We start from the raw sequence: 21,265 nt of genomic DNA, 5'->3' as shown, positions 1-21,265 counted from the left end.
CTCGCGTCCTTCAGAAGTGCCTGCAATCGGTGGTACTGGGCCTGAGAGTTTCCCGGGGAGGGAATTGCACCTACGGCGCTGCGTCGCGCTGCTGGCAACTGGTCGTTGCGGCAGCGGGCAGCTCTCCCACGTCATGTCTTAGCGGCGTATGAAGTTATCCACGTCTCAGTCTAGTCAATGCTCACACGGCGGCCAAACAGCCTGTTCGGGGGCTCCGACCGAAGTGCAGGTCGCTATCGGATGCTTTCCGGCGGCAGGAAGTATCCGATGGTGACCTAAGTTCTGCGCTGCCGACTCAGGCCGAGCCACCGGCGGTGATGACGCCGCCGTCGGCGGTGAGCACCTGGGCGGTGATCCATTCGGCGTCGGCCGAGGCGAGGTAGGCGACGGCGCCGGCGATGTCTTCAGGGGTGCCGAGTCGGCCCACCGGGTAGGTGGCGGCGACCTCGGCCTCGCGACCTTCGTAGAGTGCGGTGGCGAAGTCGGTCTTGACGACGGCCGGGGCGACGGCGTTGACGCGGATGTCGGGTCCGAGTTCGACGGCCAGGGACCGTGTGAGGTGCGAGACCGCGGCCTTCGAGATGCCGTAGAAGCTGATGCCCGGACTCGGGACCTGCCCGGCGACGGAGGAGATGGACACGACCCGGCCCTTGTTCTGACGGAAGTTCAGGCGCTCGTGGTGCACGGCCTCCTGGATCCAGGCGAGCGTACCGATGACGTTGACGTCGAGGATCTTCCGAGCGGCGTCGAGGTCGATGTCGATGAGCGGCCCGTAGACGGGGTTGATGCCGACGTTCGTGACGAGCACGTCGAGGCGTCCGAACTTCTCCGCGATGGTGTCGAAGACCTCCGCCCGATGGTTTGGGTCATCGGACTTGCCGGCGATGCCTACCGCGGCGCCGTCCGGGAACTGCGCGACCGCCTCGGCGAGGGCATCTGCTTTGCGTGCGGTGAGGATGACGGTGGCGCCTTCGGCGTTGAGGCGCTGGGCGATGCCGAGGCCGATGCCGCGGCTGGCCCCGGTGATGAGGGCGACCTGGCCGGCGAAGCGCTGTCCGGACTGCGGGGTGGTGGCCTCTGACATGCGTGAACTCCAGTGTTCTGTCGGTGACGGTGGACTCGTGAAACCCGATCGAGATTGATCGTTCGTTCAGTACCTGGATTCATCGTAGCCACGGCGTGCGCCCGATGACAAGAAGGGCGTGCCCGATCGAACTACACGATGCTCCTCATTTCGACCGGACGATACGATGCCCTCATGTCGACCGCGCAGCAGCACGCACTCAGGTCCGCCTCGGCGCTGCTGGGGCGTGAGCTGCGGTTGGTCGAGATCTTCACGGCGGGCCAGCATGCGACGACGCTGCTGGCCTCGGACGGGGAGGATGAGTTCGTCGTCCGCTCCTTTCCTGCCGGTGACGCCACTGCGGCGAAAGAGCCGGAGGTTCTTCTGCGGCTGAGCACGCTCGGCGAGCAGGTGCCGCGGCTCATCGAGCATCGGGCCGATCTCGACGATCCTTTCATCATCACGACGAGAGTTCCCGGCTCCACCCCGGATCCGGCGCTTCCTGCCTCGACGATCGCGCGCGAAATGGCGAGAGCGCTTGTGCGCATCCATGCCCTCGACGGGACCGGCCTGCCGCAGACACCGACCGTCCCGCCCATCGGCGACTCCCCCATCGCACACCGCGTCCGCGCCGGCTTCGCCGAACTGCTCCAAGGCGAGCGCGTCCTCAGCCACGGCGATTTCTGGTGCGGCAATGCCCTCTGGTCAGGCGAGAGGCTCACCGGTGTCGTCGACTGGACCGGCGCCTCGCATGCACCCCGCGGCCGAGACCTCTCGTGGTGCCGCCAGGATCTCGTCCTGCTCGGCTCCCCCGATGCCGCCGCCGAATTCCTCGACGAATACGAGTCTCTGCTCGGCCGTCGGATCACCGACATCCACGCCTGGGATCTGCACGCGGCGGCGAGCGCGATCGACCGCGTCGAAACGTGGCTGCCGAACTACCACGGCATCGGCCGAACGGAGATCACCGCCGAGCTTCTCCGCCGCCGCCTCGACGAGTGGAATTCACGCCTCTGAGCGCTGCCACGATGAGGAGGCAGGAGAGACGCTGCAGCGACACGAGACACTCCGGGTGGCACAGGGACTACGAATGCGCGACGGTGCGCGCAGGCGGTCAACTGGGATTCATGAACCAAATCGCAATAATCTTCTTCAATTATGACCGATCAAGCGTTAAGGTGGACTGAGCCACCGAACTGGCCCAGCCGCAGAATTGACCGAGCGGCAGAATCCCCGGATCGAACGAGAATGGACTCCCCCACGATGACCGACCGTGACGACTTCCTCACCCGCGCAGGCTCCGGCCCGCTGTCCGGCCAGGTGGTCGTCGACTTCTCTCGGGTCCTCGCCGGTCCCTATGCGACGATGATGCTCGCCGACCTCGGTGCCACCGTCATCAAGGTCGAAGGACCCAAGGGCGATGACACCAGGCACTGGGCACCACCCGTCCGCGACGACGACGCAACCTACTTCCTCTCGGTCAACCGCAACAAGCTCGACATCGTGCTCGACTTCGCCGACGCCGACGACCTCGCAGTCGCCCAGGATCTGGCCGCACGCGCCGACATCATCGTCGAGAACTTCAAACCCGGCGGACTCGCCAAGTTCGGCCTCGACTACGACACTGTCGCTGCGACCAACCCTGCGGTCGTCTACGCTTCCATCACCGGCTTCGGCCCGGACAACCCCCTGCCCGGCTACGATCTCCTCGTCCAGGCGATGTCGGGATTCATGTCGGTCACCGGCAGCCCCGAAGGATCGCCCTACCGTGCCGGAGTCGCGGTCTTCGACGTCATCACCGGACTGCACACGACGATCGGCATCCTCGCCGCCGTCCAGCACAGAACGCTGACCGGAGAAGGCCAGCTGGTGGAGACGAACCTCATGTCCTCAGCGATGTCCGGCCTGGTCAACCAGTCCGGAGCCTATGCAGCGGCCGGGGCGAACCCGACGCGCATGGGCAACGCCCATCCCAGCATCTACCCCTACCAGCCGATGGCGACGAAGGACGGAGAGATCGTCATCGCGGTGGGCAACGACGGCCAGTTCGCCACCTTAGCCGAGGCGCTCGGACGCCCCGATTGGGCCGAAGACGACCGTTTCGCAAAGGCGAAGATCCGCAATGCCAACCAGGAACAGCTCGAGCCGGAGATCCTCGAGGCACTGCGGGCCCACACGGCGCAGGAATGGTTCGATGCGCTCACGCCTCTCGGAATTCCCTGCGCCCCGATCAATTCGATTGCCGAAGGGGTCGAGCGTGCGAAGGACCTCGGCCTCGATCCCATCGTCGAGGCAGGGGAAGGCGAGCGCATCATCCCGACCATCCGCAATCCGATCCGTCTGTCGAAGTCGGAGGTGTCCTATGACCTCGCGCCACCCGAATTCGGCAGGGACTCCGAACGGGTTCGCGACTGGCTCCGGAACTCCCCCGCCGCCACGACGCTCGGCACCACCGTCACTGATGAAGGAGAATCACACCATGGACACCACTGAACTCGACGACATCCTCGCCGCCGTCCGCGAATTCGTCCGCGAGAAGGTCGTCCCGCTCGAGACCCAGGTCGAGGACGAGGACGCCTTCCCGGAGAGCATCATCAAGGAATCCGCCGAGATGGGACTCTTCGGCTGGGCCCTGCCCGAGGAGTACGGCGGGCTCGGTCTCAATGCCGAACAGGACGCGCTGCTGGCCATGGAGCTCGGCTATACGACCCCGTCGTTCCGCTCGCTGTTCGGGACGAACAACGGCATCGCCGGTCAGGTCCTCGTCAACTACGGCACGGATGCGCAGAAGTCCGAATGGCTGCCGCGTCTGACCTCCGGCGAGGTCGTCGCCTCCTTCGCCCTGACCGAGTCCGAGGCCGGCTCCGACCCCTCCGGACTACGGACCAAGGCCGTGCGCGACGGCGACGACTACGTCATCACGGGTTCCAAACGCTTCATCACCAACGCCGAATCCTCCGACGTGCTCATGGTCTTCGCCCGCACGGACCCGAACGCCACCGGGTCGAAGGGGATCTCCGTCTTCCTCGTGCCCACGAAGTCCAAAGGTGTGACCGTCGGACCCCACGACCACAAGATGGGTCAGGCCGGAGCCTGGACCTCGGAGATCTTCTTCGACGACGCGCGCGTGCCCGCCGCCAACCTCATCGGCGGCGAAGAGGAGAAGGGGTTCTACGCAGCCATGGCCTCGCTGAATAAGGGCCGGCTCCACATTGCTGCGATCTGTGTGGGCCAGTGCATCCGCATCCTCGACGAATCCGTGAAGTTCGCCGCCGAGGCGAAACAGGGCGGGGAACCGATCTCCCGGTTCCAGCTCGTCCAGGGGATGCTCGCCGACATCTACACCGACACGGCCGCTGCGAAGTCGCTCGTCCTCTCGGCCGCCCAGCGCTGGGACGCCGAGGCCGACCGCAAGCTCGGCCCCTCCTCGGCGAAGCTCTTCGCCTCCGAAGCACTCGCCCGCGTCGCCGACAAGGGCGTGCAGATCCAAGGCGGCATGGGCTACATGCGCGAGTCCGCGGTCGAACGCTTCTACCGTCACGCTCGTCTGTTCCGCATCTACGAAGGCACCTCCGAAGTCCAGCGCGTCGTCGTCGCCAAGCAGCTTCTCAAAGGCGCGCACAAGCCTCAGTTCAACCTCTGACCTGCATGAACAGGACTGTTCACGCACAAACACAACGGCGGGCCGCCTCGGCGACCTCCACACACCACCGAACACCGACGAAAGGACACATCGTGACCGACTCAACCACACCGGCGAATTCCGACTCCGGGATCACCGCCACCGAGGTCGGCGGGATCACCGCCGTCCCCGGCTTGCTGACCGGCAAGGTCGCCGTCGTCACCGGAGCCGCTCAGGGCCTCGGACTGGCGATGGCGCACAGCCTCGTCGATTCCGGGGCACGCGTGGTCATCGGCGATATGGATGCCGAAGCCATCGAGGCCGCCGTGACCGAACTCGGCGGATCCGACGTCGCTGCCGGCCTCGTCTGCAACGTCTCTTCACTCGAGGCCGTCCAGGAACTCGCCGACACCGCCGCGAACACCTTCGGCGGCGTCGACATCTGGGTCAACAACGCCGGCATCACTCGTGATGCGACGATCCGGAAGATGACCGAGCAGCAGTTCGACGACGTCATCTCCGTCCACCTGCGCGGCACGTGGAACGGGCTCAAGGTCGCCACCGCGCTCATGCGCGAGCAGGACCGCGGCGGCTCGATCGTCAACGTGTCCTCCATCAGCGGCAAGGTCGGCAACGCCGGCCAGTCGAACTACTCGGCAGCGAAGGCCGGGATCGTGGGCATGACGAAGGCCGTGGCCAAGGAGGTCGCGTTCAAGAACATCCGCATCAACGCCATCCAGCCCGGCTTCATCAACACCGCGATGACCGCCGCGATGCCGCAGCACGCGATCGATTCGAAGCTTGCTGACATCCCGCTCGGACGCGCCGGCGAACCCGAGGAGGTCGCCTCGGTGGTCCTCTTCCTCGCCTCCGGACTCTCGAGCTACCTCACCGGCACGGTCACCGAGATCTCCGGCGGCCGCCACATCTGACCTGCATGGTCCCCTCGCCGAGGCAGGGCGGCGTTCCCGTCCTCCCCTGAGGATCAGCCCTTAGCGCTCGTGCGGCGGCCGGGCAGGCGGACGACGCCGAAGGCGAGCATGCCGACCAAGGGCAGCAGCGGCCAGATCCAGGTGACCCCATCGGCGTTGACCATTCCGGTATCGGCCATGATCGCCAGCCCTGCGCAGATGGCCACCGAGGCGGCGATCGGCATCCACATCGGCGGCGCGGGCCGATCATCGGGCGCCGGTGATTCGAAGCGGCCGAAGACGGCCACGAGCACTCCCGTGATCGCCAGCAGGGCGAGTGCCCACAGCGGACGCGTCAGCCACCAGATCCCCGTCAGCGGAGTGGGCAGAAGGGCCCGAACGTCAAGAGCCAGTAGCACATTCGCCAGTGCCGTCAGTGCGGTCAGGTGCCAGAGGAACCAGGTCATGATGCGCTGATTGACCAGGACGGTGAGGAACCACAGACCGGGGCTGCGCAGCAGTGTCGCCAGTGGGCGTTGGAGCATGAGTACGATTCCGGCCTGGGCCATGCCGAGGAAGGCCATGGTCACGCGGGTTGGTGCCGAGTTCGAGATGGCATCGCCTCCCGCGGTGATCATCGAGACCGGATACGGTCCGAGCCCGACGAGGAGCCCGAGGCCGACCGCCCCGATGACGAAGAGCAACAGGCAGCGCTTGAGGTTCGAGAGCCGACCGTCGAGCCAGGCATACCCGAACTGGTGGAAGCTTGCCCACACGAGGAGGTAGTTCGGGTATCCGGCGAGCGTGCTCTCGGTGGCGATGCTGATGACATCGATGATGCCGGCCAGCCCGATGCCGAGGATGATCGACCACCAGCCCCATCGCTCCCACAGCAGCAGGCAGGGCGGGGCGACGATGACGACGAGCAGGTAGGCGGCGAGGAACCATGTCGGCACGAGGGCCATCTGCGAGGCCAGCTGCACGGCGGCGGGCGCAGCCCCGGCGGCCAGGGCGATGACGCACGTGACCAGCCAGGTCAGCAGCAGCGGGATGAGCGGCAGACCCAGGCGACGCAGACGGGTGCGCAGCCACTCGGCGTAACCGGTGTTCTTGCGCCGGGCCGAGCGCCACGACAGAGCATTGGAGTAGCCGCCGACGAGGAAGAAGATCGGCATCACCTGGAACACCCAGGTCAGTGGGTGCGTCCAGCGGGCTTGGTCGAGCAGTCCGTGCGGGTTGATGCCGCCTGAGACGCTGACGGCGATGATCGTCCAGTGACCGAGCACGACGACGGTGATCGCCGCCGCACGCAGGAAGTCCACCTCGCGGCTGCGCGAGTCCGGGGTGGCCGCATCGACCTTGCGGGCCTGGGCCAGGAACGATCGGGGCATTCTGCGGTCTCCTTCTCGGTCGACGGCCAGGGCCAGGCCAGGTAGCCAGGGCCAGGCCTGACGGCCGGGGTCAGGCCTGGTACTTGATCTCGCCTCCGACGACGGTGAGCGCGACACGGGTGTCGCGGATCGCCTCGGCGTGGGCGAACAGCGCTTCTTCGGAATCGTAACCGAGGAGACCGTCGGATTCGCCCACGGCCGCCTCGGCGTTCAGGCCCTCGGCGACGCAGGGGTCGGTGTCGACGAGGATGAAGTCGGCGTCCATTCCCGGCGCCAGATATCCGCGTCGGTCCTCCAGACCGGAGGCGTACGCGGGTCCCTGCGTGTGCAGGCGGATGGCGTCGACGGCGGTCAGCCGGCGCCGAGGCTGGAAGGACGTGGACGCGTCACCGGAGATGTTCGCCCTGGTCATCGCCGCATAGATCGCGGCGAACGGGTTCGCCGGCTCGACCGGCCCATCGGAGCCGAAGACGACGTACGCTCCGGTTCCGAGGAGATCCGGCCAGGCGTAGGCGGCCAGCTGTGCGGACTCGTCGATGAGGTGGAGGAGGTGAAGGTCGGAGATGCAGTGCCGCGGCTGCATCGAGGCGATGACATCGAGTTCGGCGAAACGGGAGACATCTGAAGGCTGGATGAATTGGGCGTGTTCGACCCGATGACGCAGGGGTCGGCCGTATCGTTCCTCGGCGGCAAGGGTGGTCTCGCGCAGACGTTCGAAGACGTTGAGGACGTGGTGATTGGCCTGGTCGCCGATCGCGTGGATCGCGACCGAGATCCCTGCTTCGGTGGCCCATCGGGCGTTGTCGAAGAGGTCGTCCTCGGACATCTGCGCGATGCCGTAGTTGGCCTCGACGGGTTCGGTGCTCAGCGTCCCCGCGGGGACGTGGCCGGGGTAGGCGTAGGTCCCAGGGTCGGAGTCGGACGATTCGGCGCCAGCCGGTGCGGCACCATCCGCTTCGGAACCGGCGGCAACTGCCGCCGGACCGTCCGTCCCGGCGGCTTCTTCGTCGAGGCTTCCCGGCTCGGGGAACGGTGAGGACATATGCGAGGTGTGCGAGCCCAGGGCTCCGTCGGAGAAGAGTTTGAGGCCGCCTCGGCGCAGCCAGTCGTCACCGTCGCCGGTGTGCCACCCGGTCTCGATCGCCCACGGAACCTCGTTGCCGCGCAGGTACTTCGTCACGCGGATGTGCTGGCGATCGACCGCACGGAGGTCGGCCCAACCCAGCGTCGAGGCGATCCCGTCGAAGTCGTGGATGCCGGTCAGGCCTTGGGAAAGGAACAGCTTCTGCGTGCGATCGAGACGTTCGATCTGCTCGTCGCGGCCGGGTTCGGGAACGTACCTGGCGACGAGTTCGGTGGCGTCTTCGCGCACGAGCCCGGTCAGAACTCCCTGTTCGTCGCGGACGAACTCTCCGCCGAAGGGGTCGATGGTGAGATCATCGATGCCAGCGATCTCGAGGCCGTGCCCATTGGTCCACAGGGTGTGCAGGTCGACCGACCACATCGCCACGGGATGGTCCGGCACGACCTGATCGAGCAGCTCCCGGTCGGGGTAGCGCGGATCGTCCCATTTGTTGAGGTCCCAGCCCGATCCGACGACCCACGTGCCCAGCGGAACCTGTTCGGCGCGTTCACGGATCGCCTCGACCGCCTCGGCGAGGGAATGGACATTCGACAGGTCGAGGTCGGTCAGCGAATCGGCATAAGCGATCGAGTGCATGTGTGCGTCGACGAAACCGGGCAGGATGACCTGCCCGCCGCAGTCGATCTCTTCGATCTCGAAGCCGGGGATCACCGTCGTGGCTCCGACCCCACCCGCCGAGGCGAGCGCCGCCGTCGTCGACGATTCCGCGGCAGCGATGTCGAGCAGTTCGGCCCGGGAGCCGATGGCCACGATCGTCTCCCCGTCGACGAGGATCGCATCGGGTGCCGTATCAGAGTCAGTGGGCAGCGTTGCGGTGTCGGACTCTGGGGAGGAAGGGGCAAAGCTGCGCACAACGGCGTTGGAGAACAGACGCATGAGCACCAGTCTAAAGCGGAAGGCACCTGCACCCCGGCACGAGGAAAACGGAGTTTCGCAGGGGCTCGATGAGCCTCTTTCTACTCGGAGTAGAATCCGAGGCATGGCCAACGTCTTCAGTTCTCAGGACACCAGGCTCGCCGCCGGTGCCCGCATTCTGCTGCCCGCGATCTGGCTCGGGCTCATCATCGGCATCTCACTCATCGAGGCTCCGCTGAAGTTCACCGCTCCAGGCATCACGATCCCCCTCGGCTTGGGAATCGGCCGGTTGGTGTTCGCGGCGATGAACTGGGTGGAGCTGGTCATCGCAGTGGTCCTGCTGTGGGCGATACTCAAGTCCGGGGTCGACCGCGCCTTCCGAACGCTGGCCTGCGGGCTCATCGGTGTGCTCATCATCAAGGTCGTCGTCATCCGCCCGCTGCTCAACCAGCGCACCGATGCCGTGCTCGCCGGCATCGACAACGGCGGCTCTGCCCTGCACGTGTTCTACATCGCCGCCGACGGCCTACTCATCGTCGGGCTGGTCACCGCGCTCATCCTCGGCGTCCGCCGCTGGGTGAGCGTCCGTCCAGGTGTGGGTGGCGCGGCCCAGGGAGACTGACGGTCGACGACCGAGCGCGAGAGCCCCGAGTTGCGCCAGTCGCGCAGAATCGGATCCGGCGGCGGGACGACTCTGTGGTCCACATATAGGTCGGTTGAGATGATCGCGACGGCGACTCGGTTCAGATCGCGGCGACGAGCCTGTCGACCTCTTCCTGGGAATCGGCAGCGGCGGTCGGTCCGCCGGACCCTCCGCGGCTGACGAGGAGCCCGGCCTCCTCGACGATGACAGCGCCGCCGGCATAGTCATAGATGCCCAAGCCGCGTTCGGCATAGGAGTTGATGCGCCCCTCGGCGACCATGCACAGGTCGATTGCGGCCGAACCGCAGCGCCGCAGATCGTCATAGCCGTCCATGAGGTTCTCAAGCTTGGCCAGCTGCGGACCTCTGTTGTCTCCGGTGTAGGCGAAGCCGGTGGCGAGCAGTCGGCCGGAGAGTCCGGCCGGGGTGCCGTGCAGCCGCCGCGCGGGGATGCCCGCCGGGGCCTGACCGTCTTCCGCACCCACCGAGGGAGGGGCCTGACCGTCTTCCGCACCCACTGAGGGAAGCGCATCGGAGACCGCCGTGGAATCAGACACCGCCGTGAATTGGTCGGCCAGGCGGCCATCGACCCGATAGGAGCCGAGACCATCGGCTGCCAGCCAGGTGGCGTCGAGTCCGGGTGAGGCGACGAGCCCGATGAGCCACCGGCCGAGGCCGAGTCCACCATCGGACGCCGAGCCCTCGCAGACGCCGACGGAGAAGGCGTGATGTTCGATGCCGCGGACAAAGTTGACGGTCCCGTCGATGGGATCGACGTGCCACTCAAGCGACGGTCCGCTGTCGCTGAGGTCGACCAGCCCTCCTGTCGAAGCGTCAAAGGCATGGAGACGTCCGAGGATTTCGGCGGAGTAGAACTCGACCGGGTCGAGCGCAGGCGAACCCTCTTCTCCGACCATGAGGTCGTTCGGCCTCACTTGGGACAGATAGCCGCGGACGAGTGCTTCGATCTGTGCATCGGCCTGAGTGACGAGATCATTGGGTGAGGTCTTCGTGTCGACGACCCGCGCGTCGAGGCTCGCGCCGAGCAGCGGCCGGAAGGCCCGCATCTGCTCCCACGCCATGAGAGAGAGGTCGCAGGCGATGCGAATGAGGGCAAGGTCGGCGACCTCGGCAGGCAGGGTTTCGGATTCGATCGGCATACCGCCACTCTAGACACAGAACGCGACGCAGCCGCGCAGAGTCCACTCTCCCGCACCCTGTAACAAGATTGCAATACAGCGCCGAGTATGTACTTCTTGTATCTAAGCCGCTCGAACGCGGTGCAGACGTCCGAGGATTCGACATTCTCGCCGCGGGCGGAACGCGTCTGCGGATTCTTCCGCCGAGCGCCAGAGCCGAACTTTCTCTCGGTCGAGCCCGGGACAATGGGCAACGGTTTTCGTGCGGGGAATCGCATGGTCGATTCGGCAGATCGCCTTCCTCGCCGAACCGATTTCGACACAATAAGATTCCTTGTTTCCCGGGGGCAGGGCGACCCTGACACGAAGTGAGCAAGAAACGGTCGTGAAATGTTCACGGAACACACAAGGGCGGTGACCCATATCCGAAAGGGGTCACCGCCCTGGTGCAGGCGCGGGAAAGGTGCGCGCTCAGCGGTCCGACCGGAGCCTCCTCGGCCCCGTCATGTCAAGGTTCAGGCGCCTCCGGCGACACCCGCCTTCGGCTCGCTGCGCTTGACCGGCGCATGCCGACGTACGATCTCCTGCACGGCCTGCGATGAGGTGCCGGCCGCCTCGGCGATCGCACCGAAGGTCGCGCCCTCTTCACGGGCGCGCAGAATAGCCATCACATAGTCGGTGTTGATTTTTGAACGTTGCCGAGCAACCTTTCGCACGACGCCGACTAACGCCGTCTGATCAACTGTCAATTCTCGAGCTCTGCGCGACATGGTTTCTTCCCCTGCATTCCCACTGTGGCCCGTTGCCACGAATTCGTGTAGTCCCATTAGATACCACGAATATGTCAATACACCAAGAATTCCCGGATATTGGAATCAACGCCAGATAACGGCACCGTTCTGAGCACGTAATATAACGAAACGGTAACGCCGAGGTGGCCTGATCGGCACGACGCGCCCACATTTCGAATCGTGAGCTGCCACACACCCCGGGGGTGAAATGAGTCGATGTTCCGACAACCCTAGTGGCACAATGCGAAGCATGACGACTATGGCCCATCCCACCGGAGCGAATCGGGCGACCGTCGACGAAGACGAGTCCACGACGACGCTGCCTGCCGCCCTCGACGCCGAGTTCCGTGCTGCGGGTATCGACGACTTCAGCATCGAGGCGACGGACCGAGCCGCCTATACCTCCGACGCCTCCCTCTTCCGGCTCGTCCCCGCCGCCATCGTCTTCCCTCACAACGAGGACGATGTGCGGTCCGCTCTGGCGATCGCGCGCCGCCGCGGGGTCCCGATCACCAGCCGCGGAGCCGGCACCTCGATCGCCGGCAATGCGATCGGACGCGGGATCATCCTCGACTTCTCACGGCATATGAATGCCGTGCTCGACCTCGACCCGGACGAGCAGTCGGCGTGGGTCCAGGCCGGCTGCGTGCACGCCCACCTGCAGAAACAGGCCAAGCCGCACGGCCTGCGGTTCGGCCCCGACCCGTCGACGCATACACGGTGCACGATCGGCGGGATGATCGGCAACAATGCCTGCGGACCCCGGGCCCTAGGCTATGGGCGCACCGGGGACAACATCCTCGCGCTCACGGTCATGCTCATCGACGGCAGCGTGGTCACCCTCGACGACTCGGATGCGTCCGGGATCTTCCCGCGACTGCATGAACTCGTGGCTGCGAGCCTCGGCACCATCCGCACGAACTTCGGCACCTTCTCCCGCCAGGTCTCGGGCTACGGACTCGAGTCCCTCCTGCCGGAGAACGGCTTCGACGTCCGCCGCGCCTTCGCCGGCACCGAGGGCACCTGGGGCATCGTCCTCGCCGCGAAGATGCGCCTGGTCAAGGATCCGAGCCACACCTCGGCGGTCGTGCTCGGCTACGAGGACATGGTCGCCGCAGCTCATGATGCTCCGCTGCTGAAGGACTTCCCCGTCGCCGCGTGCGAGGGCCTCGATTCGCGGATGCTCGCCCGGGTCATCGAAACCAAGGGCGCCGAGGCGGTCCCCACGCTGCCCGAGGGATCCGGCTGGCTAGTCGTCGAACTCACAGGTGAGGACGAGGACGAGCTCGACCGACAGACCCAGCGCCTCATCGCCGAATCGCAGTCCCTGGACTCCGCGGTCCTCGACGCTGCGGCCGCCGCCGAGGTGTGGGCGATCCGCGCCGACGGCGCGGGTCTGGTCTCGCGCACCCCGGACGGGCGGGACGCTCATGCGGGGTGGGAGGATTCGGCGGTTCCGGTCGACCACCTCGGCGATTATCTGCACGACCTCATGGCGCTGCTCGACGAACATGGGCTGTGGGGGATTCCATACGGGCATTTCGGGGACGGGTGCCTGCACATGCGGGTCGACTTCCCGCTCGAGGACCCGGACGGGCCCCAGATCATGCGTGATTTCATGGTCGCGGCCACGAAACTCGTGGCCCGCTACGGAGGGTCGGTCTCCGGTGAGCACGGCGACGGTCGGGCGCGCTCGGAGCTGCTGCGTCTCATGTACACCCCTGCTGCGCTCGATCTGTTCTCGCAGGTCAAGGCGCTCTTCGACCCACAGCATCTGCTCAATCCCGGGGTCATCGTCGATCCGGACGCGCTCAACGAGTCGATTCGGCTGACCGAGCTGCCGCTGCGGCAGGAGCTGCCCGGTGGGCTGGCGATGGCGTATGAGGGCGAATCGGCGGGCTTCGCCTCGGCGGTGCATCGGTGCACCGGTGTCGGCAAATGCCGCGCGGATTCGGCGGGCGGCGGCGGGACGATGTGCCCGTCCTATCAGGCCACACGCGATGAACGGCATTCGACCAGGGGGCGTGCCCGGGTCCTGCAGGAGATGGTGTCGGGGGATCTGCTCGAACCGCGGTGGGATTCGCCCGAGGTCGCCGAGGCTCTCGATCTGTGCCTGTCGTGCAAGGCCTGCGGGACCGAGTGCCCGACCGGCACCGACATGTCCACGTACAAGGCCGAGGTCCTCCACCAGTCCTACAAAGGCAGACTGCGGCCGATGAAGCACTACTCGCTCGGGTTCCTCCCGCAGCTCGCACGCCTGGTCACACCGGTGGCGCCGGTACTCAACCGGGTGTCGGGGCTGCCGGTGCTGTCGACCGTGGCGAAGCGGATCTCCGGCATCGACGTCCGCCGGTCGATCCCGCAGTTCGCGTCGACGACGTTCCGGAAGTGGTGGCAGGGTGCGCGTGCGGGTGCAGTGCCTGCGGATTCTCGCACCGGCGCCGAGGCAGGTGCGCAGTCGGGCGCGGGAACGTCGAAGACCGCCGAGGTGGTGCTGTTCGCCGATTCATGGTCGAACCACTTCGCCCCGCGCATCCTCGCGGCGGCCGTGGCCGTGCTCGAGCGGGCGGGGGTGACCGTGCGGGTGATCGACCAGACGGTGTGCTGCGGTCTGCCACTCATTTCGACCGGTCAGCTCGATGCCGCTCGTGCGAATCTGTCGCAGACGATCGATGCCCTCGATGCCACCGGGGATGTGCCGATCATCGGCGTCGAGCCCTCGTGCCTGGCCACGCTCAAGGACGATTCGCGCAAGCTCGTCGCCGACGAGGCGTCGAACCGGGTGGCGGCTCGCGTGCAGACCTTGGCCCAGTATCTGCTGAGCATCGGCGCGGAACTGCCGGATCTCTCCGGTGTCGAGGCGCTCGTTCAGCCGCACTGCCATCAGTCGGCGATCTTCGGCACCGCGGCGGACAAGGAGCTGCTGGCCAGGGCCGGGGCGAGCAGTCGGTTCCTCGGCGGGTGCTGCGGCCTGGCCGGGAACTTCGGCGTCGAGGAGGGCCACTATGAGACCTCGGTCGCCGTCGCCGAGGTGGCACTGCTGCCCGCGCTGCGGGAGCGGGGTATGCGAGCCGGCGACCGGGCCGGATCCTCCCCTGCCCACTCTGGTCGCGCAGCGACGGGGAACGACAGGGATTCGGTACAGTCCGGCGGCCGCGTCGGGCCCGCGCCCGAATCCGAGTCACAGACGTCGGTCGTGCTCGCCGACGGCTATTCGTGCCGGACGCAGATCACGGATCTCAGCGACGCCGATGGTGTGTCACTGGCCGAGCTCCTCGCGTGGGGGTGGGGGCTGGAACCGCGCCGTTGATATCACCGGCAGAGCCGCCTCGGCGAAGGTTTTCAGTCCGTTCGACGCAGAGTTCCCAGGTCTCCTCGGCGAGGCGATCGACCCCCGACTGTGAGGCGGTCAGGCTTTCGCGGTCAGCACCGGGACTTCGGCCTCGAGGAGGATGCGCTGGGCCTGCGAGCCGAGGATGAACTTGCCGATCGCCGAGCGTTTGCGCAGTCCGATGACGATGAGTTGGGCCTCGTATTCGACGGCGAGGTCGTTGAGGGTGCCGGGCAGATCGTCCTCGTGGTCGGGCTGGAGCACCTCGACGTCGACATCGGACTCCTTGCCGAGGTCGACGATCCGTTTGATCTCATCGGGACCGATCTCGGTCGGGGTTCCGCTGGCACCTCGTCGTTGTGAGTTGATCACGACGGCAGCGCTCGACCGCAGTTTGGCCTCCGCGAATCCCGCACGCAGAGCGGCCTCACCCTCGGGAGCGGGCAGGTAGCCAATGAGAATCGTCATGGCCCCCAGTATATGGACTCATCCAGGATTCATTCATTCGGGTCTCACCATCCCTTCACCTCCCCTCCTTACTACCCGACGGCGGCGCAGCAATGTGGCGCGAGGTTGCTGCGCCGCCGTCGGGTAGTACGGAGGTGTGGAAGTGGTCGGGTGCGGAGTCAGACTGCCGGGGCGAAGCGGGCGCGATAGTCTCGTGGACTGAGCCCGAACCGAGAGGCGAAGTGCTTGCGCAGATTGTCCTGTGTTCCCATGCCGGAATCAGCCGCGACGATCTCGATCGGCGCCGAGGTGGACTCGAGCAGCAGTCTGGCCACGTCGAGCCGCAGACCGATCAGCCACTCGTGCGGGCTGGTGCCCAGCAGCGACGCGAACGTCCGGTAGCAGGTGCGCTTCGAGAGCCCGAGCTCCGTGGCGAACCGCGCCACCGACCAGTCCTCATAGGGCTTCGACCTCACGCGGTCTTCGAGCAGGCGGAAGTCCTCGGCCGCGCTGGTCTCAACCTCATGGTCGATGAACTGTGCTTGGTTGCCGGACCGGCGCAGCGGAATCACCATCGACCGCGCGACGATGCCCGCGACCGTCGCCCCGAGGGTCGATTCGACGAGGTGGATCAGCAGGTCCGCCCCGGCACTGACCCCAGCCGAGGTCCAGACCCCGTCACCGCCGACGAAGATCTCATCAGCGGCAACGTCGACCGCGGGGAACCGTTCACCCAGCGCCGAGGCGAATCTCCAGTGCGTCGTGGCTCGTCGACCATCGAGCAGACCCGCCTCCGCAAGGGCAAACGCGCCCGTGCACAGTCCCGCAACGATCGCTCCGCCTTCGTGGGCTCGCCGAATCCATGCGAGCTCTTCCTCATCGAGGCGACCCAATCGTTGGTCCGACCCGGGAACGATGAGGAGATCCGGGATATCGGCAAATCCGGTGAGTTCGATTGTTGCTCCCGAGTCGCAGGACACCCGTGGCTGCGATCCGACCAGGCGCACATCATGGCGCGGCAGTCCTCGATCGCTGCGATCGGAGAACACCTCGAGCGCAGTCGCGAGGTCGTACATCCGCGCCTGCTCGAACACGAGGATGTCGACGCGCAGGCCCTGCGGGCCCGCACCCTGATCCGGGCCCGCAGCAGTATCTACGGCAGATTCCATGGCACAATCCTATCGAATGCTGTCATTCATGCCGCTGACTTCTCGGTGAGATGCGACTTGAATACCACCATGACTACGAACATTTCACCGACCGCCGACCTGCCCCGGGCGCTCATCGTCATCGACATGGAACAGGGATTCCTCGATCCCAGCTGGGGAGCCCCCCACGACCTCGAAGGGTGCCGGGCGAACGTGGCCGCGCTCATCGCCGACTTCACCGGGCGGGGGCTGCCGATCGTGCTCGTCCGCCACGACAGCATCCACCCCCACTCGCCCTTGCGGGTCGGCCAATCCGGCAACGACTTCTTCCCCGAGGTTGCCGCTGCCGTTCCCGATCTGCTGGTGACGAAGACCGTCAACTCATCGTTCCTCGGCACTCCGGATCTGGCCGAGTGGCTGCGCGAACGCGGCATCGATGCGATCGTCCTGGCCGGAATTCAGACGAACATGTGCGTCGAGACCACGGCCCGGATGGGCGGGAACCTCGGGTTCACGGTGACGGTCGCCCTCGACGCGACGACGACCTTCCCGCTCAGCGCGACTGGCACCACACCGAACTCGCCCTCGCTGAGCGCGGAGCAGCTCATCGAGGCCACTGCGGTCAATCTCTCCGGCGGCGGTTTCGCCGAGGTGACGACGACCGAGTCACTGCTCTCGCGGCAGTCACGTTTCGCCTGAAGCTCCGCGCGCGACCGGCGCGGTTCACTCGCCTGCTCCCAGCGGCGACTTCCCTGTCTGACCGATGGACCGCGCCCGGTCTGCCAGCGCCGTGAGTTCGGCCAACAGTCCACCCGGTTCGAGGACGTCGAAAGGTTCGGGAGTCATCACGACCATCACCGCCGCCCATCTCAGGTCGTCGACACCGAAGGTGACACGGACACCGTCGGCAGCCTCGGCGACCGTCGCAGCCCTGCTCGGGAACCATCGTCTCGCCTCATCCACACCCGCATCGGTCCGCAGGATCACCGTGTGGCGGTACGCGGCCGAGGTGACAGCGGAACTCACGGCAGCCTCGGCGTCGGGATGGTCTCTGGGGGAGATCTTCGAACGCGTCATCTCAGGTATCGATGAGGTCCGGCAGACCGTCATCGACACGGGTGTCGATCTCGGGGCCGTGAGCGCGACTCCGCCGAATCCGTGGATGCCGCAGGACTTCGTCATGTCCGTGCGCTGGATTCTCCTGCATCTCAACACCGAGGTGGCCCGGCATGTCGGTCACGCCGACATCATCCGCGAGTCCATCGACGGAGCGATCGCCTATCAGCTCAACGCCGAGGCCGACGGCGAGCCGTGGCCGCCCGAGGGCATGGACGACTGGTCCTGACCCCCTCCCGCCCTCCCAGAACTACGTGACGGCGGCCCAGCAACCTGGCGCAAGGTTGCTGGGCCGCCGTCGGGTAGTAATAGGGGTCAGGCGACGTAGAGTTCCGCGTCGGTCTTCGACACCCGGTCGACCAGGTGGTCGTTGTAGGCAGGCATCGTGAGGAACTCGGCGAAGGGCTCGTCGAGAGCGGTGGAGCGGAAGATCTCCACAGCCTCGTCGAAGTGATCGTCGGGGCGGCGATCCATCGCAGCCAGCTCCTCTCCGAGGTAGCGTTCGACCAGGTGACGGGTCACCTGCTGGCCGTTGTCGAGGGTCACCTCATGGTGGATCCACTGCCAGATCTGTGAGCGGCAGATCTCTGCGGTCGACACGTCCTCGAGCTGGTTCTCCAGCGCCACGTGACCGTTGCCGCCGAGCCATTCGTTCATGTATCCGATGGCCACGCGGATGTTCACCCGCACACCCTCTTCGGTCACGATCGGCTCGAGGCCGGTGATGTCGAGGATGTTCGCGCTGGTCACCTGCACGTCGGGACGCTTGTTCTCCAGCTGGTGCGGCTTCGAGCCGAGAGCAGCGTCGAACACGTCCAGGGCGGCCGGAACGAGAGCCGGGTCGGCGACCCAGGTGCCATCGAAGCCCTGCCAGGCCTCACGAGCCTTGTCCTCACGCATGCGCTCGAACTCGGCGGCGACGAACTCCTTGTCCGGGTGATCGGCCATGAGGTTCGACATCGTGCCGATCGCATGCGCACCGCGGCGGTGGCAGGTGGCGACGAGGCGGTCGGTGAAGGCCTTCATCAGCGGCAGGTCCATCGTCAAGCGCTGCCGGTCGGGCAGCACGTAGTCGGTGGCATTGCGCAGGTTCTTCACCACGGAGAACAGGTAGTCCCAGCCGGCGGCCTCGAGTCCGGCGCAGTGGTCGCGCAGCTCGTAGAGGATCTCCTCCATCTGGAACACAGCCGTGATCGTCTCGATGTGAGCGGTGGCGCGGATGGTTCCCTGCTCGATGTCGAGCATGTTCTGGGCCTTGACGAAGATCTTGTTCCACAGCCGAGCCTCCTGCGAGGACTCGAGCTTCGGCAGGTAGAAGTACGGGCCGGAGCCGTTGCTGATGAGGTGGCGAGCGTTGTGGAAGAAGTAGAGGCCGAAGTCGACGAGGGCACCCCAGGTCGCGAACTCCTCGCCGTTGTCGTCGACGTAGAGCAGGTGCTTCTCCGGCAGGTGCAGACCGCGCGGACGCAGTCCGATCGTCGGCTGGTTGTCGTTGTTGATGCCTGGCAGCCGACCGCGGATGGCACGGAAGAGGTTGACCTGACCGCCGATGATGTTGGCCCAGTTCGGGCTCGTGGCGTCTTCGAGGTCGGCCAGCCACACCTTGGCCTGCGAGTTCAGCGCTGCCACGACTTCGGGTTCGGTGACCGGACCGGTGAGTTCGACGCGACGGTCCTCGAGGCCGGGAGCGTCCTGCGAGCCGGCGACGGTCCAGGACCGGTCGGCGCGGATGCGGGCCGTCTCGGGCTTGAAGCGCGGCAGGGTTCCGCCGTTCATCTCCTCGGCCCGGTTGGCGCGTGCGCGCAGCAGGTCGCTGATGGTGCCGGCGAACTCGTCATGCAGGGTTGCGATGAAGGTCAGAGCGGGCTCCGAGAGGACGGTGCCGAAGCCGGTTTCGAGCGGCGCGTTGATCTTGATGTAAGACATGGGCTTCTCCTCACCCGTCGTAGTGGCTGCCTGGATGGTGCGGTGGCGGTGGTGCTGGTTGGTGGTGCTGCTGGTGGAGGCTTGTGACGCCTGGCGGGGTTGTTCGATCTGTGGTGTGACGGCGCGGACCGACAATGCAAACCCCGTGAAAACATTGCCGACCCGCGCCGGGTTCGTGGCGGCCGATGGCCGGTGCCTCACCCGGGCCCGTGAGCCCGGGTGGGCGGGGCTCCGTGGAGCCCGGCCCAACTCAGCTGAACTGAGCGGTTTCGGTCGATCCGGCCAGTGCGGTGGTCGAGGACTCAGGGTTGAGTGCCGTCGAGACCAGGTCGAAGTAGCCGGTGCCGACCTCGCGCTGGTGGCGGGTCGCGGTGTAGCCGCGGTCCTCGGCAGCGAACTCGCGTTCCTGCAGGTCGACGTAGGCCTTCATCTGCTCGCGGGCGTAGCCGTGGGCGAGATCGAACATCGAGTAGTTCAGGGCGTGGAAGCCGGCCAGGGTGATGAACTGGAACTTGTAGCCCATGGCGCCGAGCTCGCGCTGGAACTTCGCGATCGTGTCGTCGTCGAGGTGCTTCTTCCAGTTGAACGACGGCGAGCAGTTGTAGGACAGCATCTGGTCCGGGTACTCGGCGTGGATCGCCTCGGCGAACTTCTTCGCGGCTTCGAGGTCGGGCGTCGAGGTCTCCATCCACAGCAGATCCGCGTACGGAGCGTAGGACAGACCGCGGGCGATGCCGGCTTCGAGTCCGTTCGTGATCTTGTAGAAGCCCTCCGAGGTGCGCTCACCGGTGACGAACTGCTGATCGCGCTCATCGATGTCCGAGGTCATCAGCGTGGCCGCCTCGGCGTCGGTGCGGGCGATGACGAGGCTGGGCACGTTCTCGACGTCGGCCGCGAGGCGAGCCGCGTTGAGCGTGCGGATGTGCTGCGAGGTCGGAACGAGGACCTTGCCGCCGAGGTGGCCGCACTTCTTCTCGGAACCGAGCTGATCCTCGAAGTGGACACCGGCAGCGCCGGCGTTGATCATCGAGCGCATGAGTTCGTAGACGTTGATCGAACCGCCGAAGCCTGCTTCCGCGTCGGCGACGATCGGAGCGAACCAGTCGTCGACCTGCTTGTTGCCTTCCGAGGTCTCGATCTGGTCGGCGCGCATCAGCGCGTTGTTGATCCGACGCACGACCTGCGGAACCGAGTTGGCCGGGTAGATTGACTGATCGGGGTAGGTCTGTCCGGCGGCGTTCGCGTCGGCGGCGACCTGCCAGCCGGAGAGGTAGATGGCGTTGAGGCCGGCCTTGACCTGTTCGACGGCCTGGTTGCCGGTCAGCGCGCCGAGCGCGTTGACGTAGTCACCGGAGTGGATGTCACCGGACGTGATCTGGTTCCACAGGCGCTCGGCTCCGTGGCGAGCCAGGGTGTGCTCCTCGATCAGCGAACCGCGCAGTTTGACGACATCCTCGGGCTCGTAGTCGCGAGCGATTCCCGACCAGCGGGCGTTGGTCGCCCAGTCGCGGCGGATGGCTTCAGCATCGTGCAAGTTGCTCTGCGTGGTGTTCTCAGTCATTGTCCTTCACTTTCTCGTTCGTTCGGGGTTGTTGATGTATCCAGTCTGGAGGGGCCGCAAGGGGTTCGACAGAGATTTCTCGGGTGAATAATCTCGATATTTCCGGTATCAGAAATTTCGGTGTTCTGTCATACTGATTTCCGAACGTGTGAAGTGAGGCACAGAAACGATTGGAGCC

18 protein-coding genes and 1 riboswitch are annotated in these 21,265 nt (G+C 66.1%); of the genes, 8 read left to right on the top strand and 10 right to left on the bottom strand.

Annotated elements, in window-relative coordinates:
- Positions 1 to 20: 20 nt before the first annotated feature.
- A riboswitch (glycine riboswitch) is annotated at positions 21 to 139 on the bottom strand.
- Between the two features lie 156 nt (positions 140 to 295).
- Positions 296 to 1,084, bottom strand: coding sequence for an SDR family oxidoreductase (locus J9314_RS02470; protein WP_210604326.1), 789 nt, complete (start codon positions 1,082 to 1,084; stop codon positions 296 to 298).
- Positions 1,085 to 1,258: 174 nt separating this feature from the next.
- Here J9314_RS02470 and J9314_RS02465 point away from each other — a divergent pair, with 174 nt between their 5' ends.
- The 4 genes from J9314_RS02465 to fabG all read left to right on the top strand — a co-directional run bounded on the left by J9314_RS02465 (position 1,259) and on the right by fabG (position 5,617).
- Positions 1,259 to 2,080 (top strand): phosphotransferase family protein, encoded by an 822-nt coding sequence (locus tag J9314_RS02465; protein WP_246490574.1) that lies wholly within the window; start codon positions 1,259 to 1,261, stop codon positions 2,078 to 2,080.
- A gap of 231 nt (positions 2,081 to 2,311) precedes the next feature.
- Positions 2,312 to 3,556 carry a CaiB/BaiF CoA transferase family protein gene (locus J9314_RS02460; protein WP_246490573.1) on the top strand — a complete coding sequence of 415 codons (1,245 nt, stop codon included), beginning with the start codon at positions 2,312 to 2,314 and terminating at the stop codon, positions 3,554 to 3,556.
- On the top strand, positions 3,543 to 4,706 hold the full coding sequence (locus J9314_RS02455) for an acyl-CoA dehydrogenase family protein (protein WP_210604325.1): 1,164 nt from the start codon (positions 3,543 to 3,545) through the stop codon (positions 4,704 to 4,706). The genes J9314_RS02460 and J9314_RS02455 overlap by 14 nt, the downstream gene beginning before the upstream one ends.
- A gap of 92 nt (positions 4,707 to 4,798) precedes the next feature.
- The gene (fabG, locus tag J9314_RS02450) at positions 4,799 to 5,617 is read left to right on the top strand and encodes a 3-oxoacyl-ACP reductase FabG (RefSeq protein ID WP_246490572.1); all 819 of its coding nucleotides are present in this window, start codon (positions 4,799 to 4,801) and stop codon (positions 5,615 to 5,617) included.
- Between the two features lie 53 nt (positions 5,618 to 5,670).
- On the opposite strand, the gene J9314_RS02445 is transcribed toward fabG, so the two are convergent.
- Positions 5,671 to 6,987, bottom strand: a complete 1,317-nt coding sequence (locus J9314_RS02445) for an acyltransferase family protein (RefSeq protein WP_210604323.1) — start codon at positions 6,985 to 6,987, stop codon at positions 5,671 to 5,673.
- Positions 6,988 to 7,057: 70 nt separating this feature from the next.
- Positions 7,058 to 9,007 carry an amidohydrolase gene (locus J9314_RS02440; RefSeq protein WP_210604322.1) on the bottom strand — a complete coding sequence of 650 codons (1,950 nt, stop codon included), beginning with the start codon at positions 9,005 to 9,007 and terminating at the stop codon, positions 7,058 to 7,060.
- 103 nt (positions 9,008 to 9,110) lie between these two features.
- Here J9314_RS02440 and J9314_RS02435 point away from each other — a divergent pair, with 103 nt between their 5' ends.
- The gene (locus J9314_RS02435) at positions 9,111 to 9,608 is read left to right on the top strand and encodes a hypothetical protein (RefSeq protein WP_210604321.1); all 498 of its coding nucleotides are present in this window, start codon (positions 9,111 to 9,113) and stop codon (positions 9,606 to 9,608) included.
- A 121-nt stretch (positions 9,609 to 9,729) separates the two neighbouring features.
- On the opposite strand, the gene J9314_RS02430 is transcribed toward J9314_RS02435, so the two are convergent.
- Together J9314_RS02430 and J9314_RS02425 are read right to left on the bottom strand one after the other, a co-directional pair.
- Positions 9,730 to 10,788, bottom strand: coding sequence for an inositol monophosphatase family protein (locus J9314_RS02430; RefSeq protein ID WP_210604320.1), 1,059 nt, complete (start codon positions 10,786 to 10,788; stop codon positions 9,730 to 9,732).
- Positions 10,789 to 11,282: 494 nt separating this feature from the next.
- The gene (locus tag J9314_RS02425; RefSeq protein WP_210604319.1) at positions 11,283 to 11,435 is read right to left on the bottom strand and encodes a hypothetical protein; all 153 of its coding nucleotides are present in this window, start codon (positions 11,433 to 11,435) and stop codon (positions 11,283 to 11,285) included.
- A 373-nt stretch (positions 11,436 to 11,808) separates the two neighbouring features.
- On the opposite strand from J9314_RS02425, the gene J9314_RS02420 reads away from it, so the two are divergent.
- Positions 11,809 to 14,868 carry an FAD-binding and (Fe-S)-binding domain-containing protein gene (locus J9314_RS02420; RefSeq protein WP_246490571.1) on the top strand — a complete coding sequence of 1,020 codons (3,060 nt, stop codon included), beginning with the start codon at positions 11,809 to 11,811 and terminating at the stop codon, positions 14,866 to 14,868.
- A 99-nt stretch (positions 14,869 to 14,967) separates the two neighbouring features.
- Here the strand turns inward: J9314_RS02420 and J9314_RS02415 are convergent, their stop codons facing one another.
- Together J9314_RS02415 and J9314_RS02410 are read right to left on the bottom strand one after the other, a co-directional pair.
- On the bottom strand, positions 14,968 to 15,357 hold the full coding sequence (locus J9314_RS02415) for a universal stress protein (RefSeq protein ID WP_181276106.1): 390 nt from the start codon (positions 15,355 to 15,357) through the stop codon (positions 14,968 to 14,970).
- A gap of 158 nt (positions 15,358 to 15,515) precedes the next feature.
- Positions 15,516 to 16,505 (bottom strand): GlxA family transcriptional regulator, encoded by a 990-nt coding sequence (locus tag J9314_RS02410; protein WP_210604318.1) that lies wholly within the window; start codon positions 16,503 to 16,505, stop codon positions 15,516 to 15,518.
- A gap of 69 nt (positions 16,506 to 16,574) precedes the next feature.
- Here J9314_RS02410 and J9314_RS02405 point away from each other — a divergent pair, with 69 nt between their 5' ends.
- Complete coding sequence (locus J9314_RS02405; RefSeq protein WP_210604317.1) at positions 16,575 to 17,183, top strand: cysteine hydrolase family protein; 609 nt, start codon at positions 16,575 to 16,577, stop codon at positions 17,181 to 17,183.
- A 24-nt stretch (positions 17,184 to 17,207) separates the two neighbouring features.
- Here J9314_RS02405 and J9314_RS19100 read toward each other — a convergent pair whose 3' ends face one another.
- Complete coding sequence (locus J9314_RS19100; protein ID WP_246490570.1) at positions 17,208 to 17,510, bottom strand: WCX domain-containing protein; 303 nt, start codon at positions 17,508 to 17,510, stop codon at positions 17,208 to 17,210.
- On the opposite strand from J9314_RS19100, the gene J9314_RS19095 reads away from it, so the two are divergent.
- Entirely contained in the window at positions 17,494 to 17,829 is a 336-nt protein-coding gene (locus tag J9314_RS19095) for a mycothiol transferase (protein WP_343207039.1), read from the top strand. The genes J9314_RS19100 and J9314_RS19095 overlap by 17 nt on opposite strands.
- Before the next feature lie 86 nt (positions 17,830 to 17,915).
- On the opposite strand, the gene aceB is transcribed toward J9314_RS19095, so the two are convergent.
- On the bottom strand, positions 17,916 to 19,526 hold the full coding sequence (gene aceB / locus J9314_RS02395; RefSeq protein ID WP_210604315.1) for a malate synthase A: 1,611 nt from the start codon (positions 19,524 to 19,526) through the stop codon (positions 17,916 to 17,918).
- Between the two features lie 250 nt (positions 19,527 to 19,776).
- Entirely contained in the window at positions 19,777 to 21,087 is a 1,311-nt protein-coding gene (gene aceA, locus J9314_RS02390; protein ID WP_210604314.1) for an isocitrate lyase, read from the bottom strand.
- Positions 21,088 to 21,265 lie beyond the last annotated feature (178 nt).

Source organism: Brevibacterium oceani, assembly GCF_017948325.1.
In the GTDB taxonomy this organism is placed as follows: domain Bacteria; phylum Actinomycetota; class Actinomycetes; order Actinomycetales; family Brevibacteriaceae; genus Brevibacterium; species Brevibacterium oceani.
Note: the sequence above shows the minus strand (reverse complement) of the source record. Positions and strands in the feature narration are given on the sequence as shown.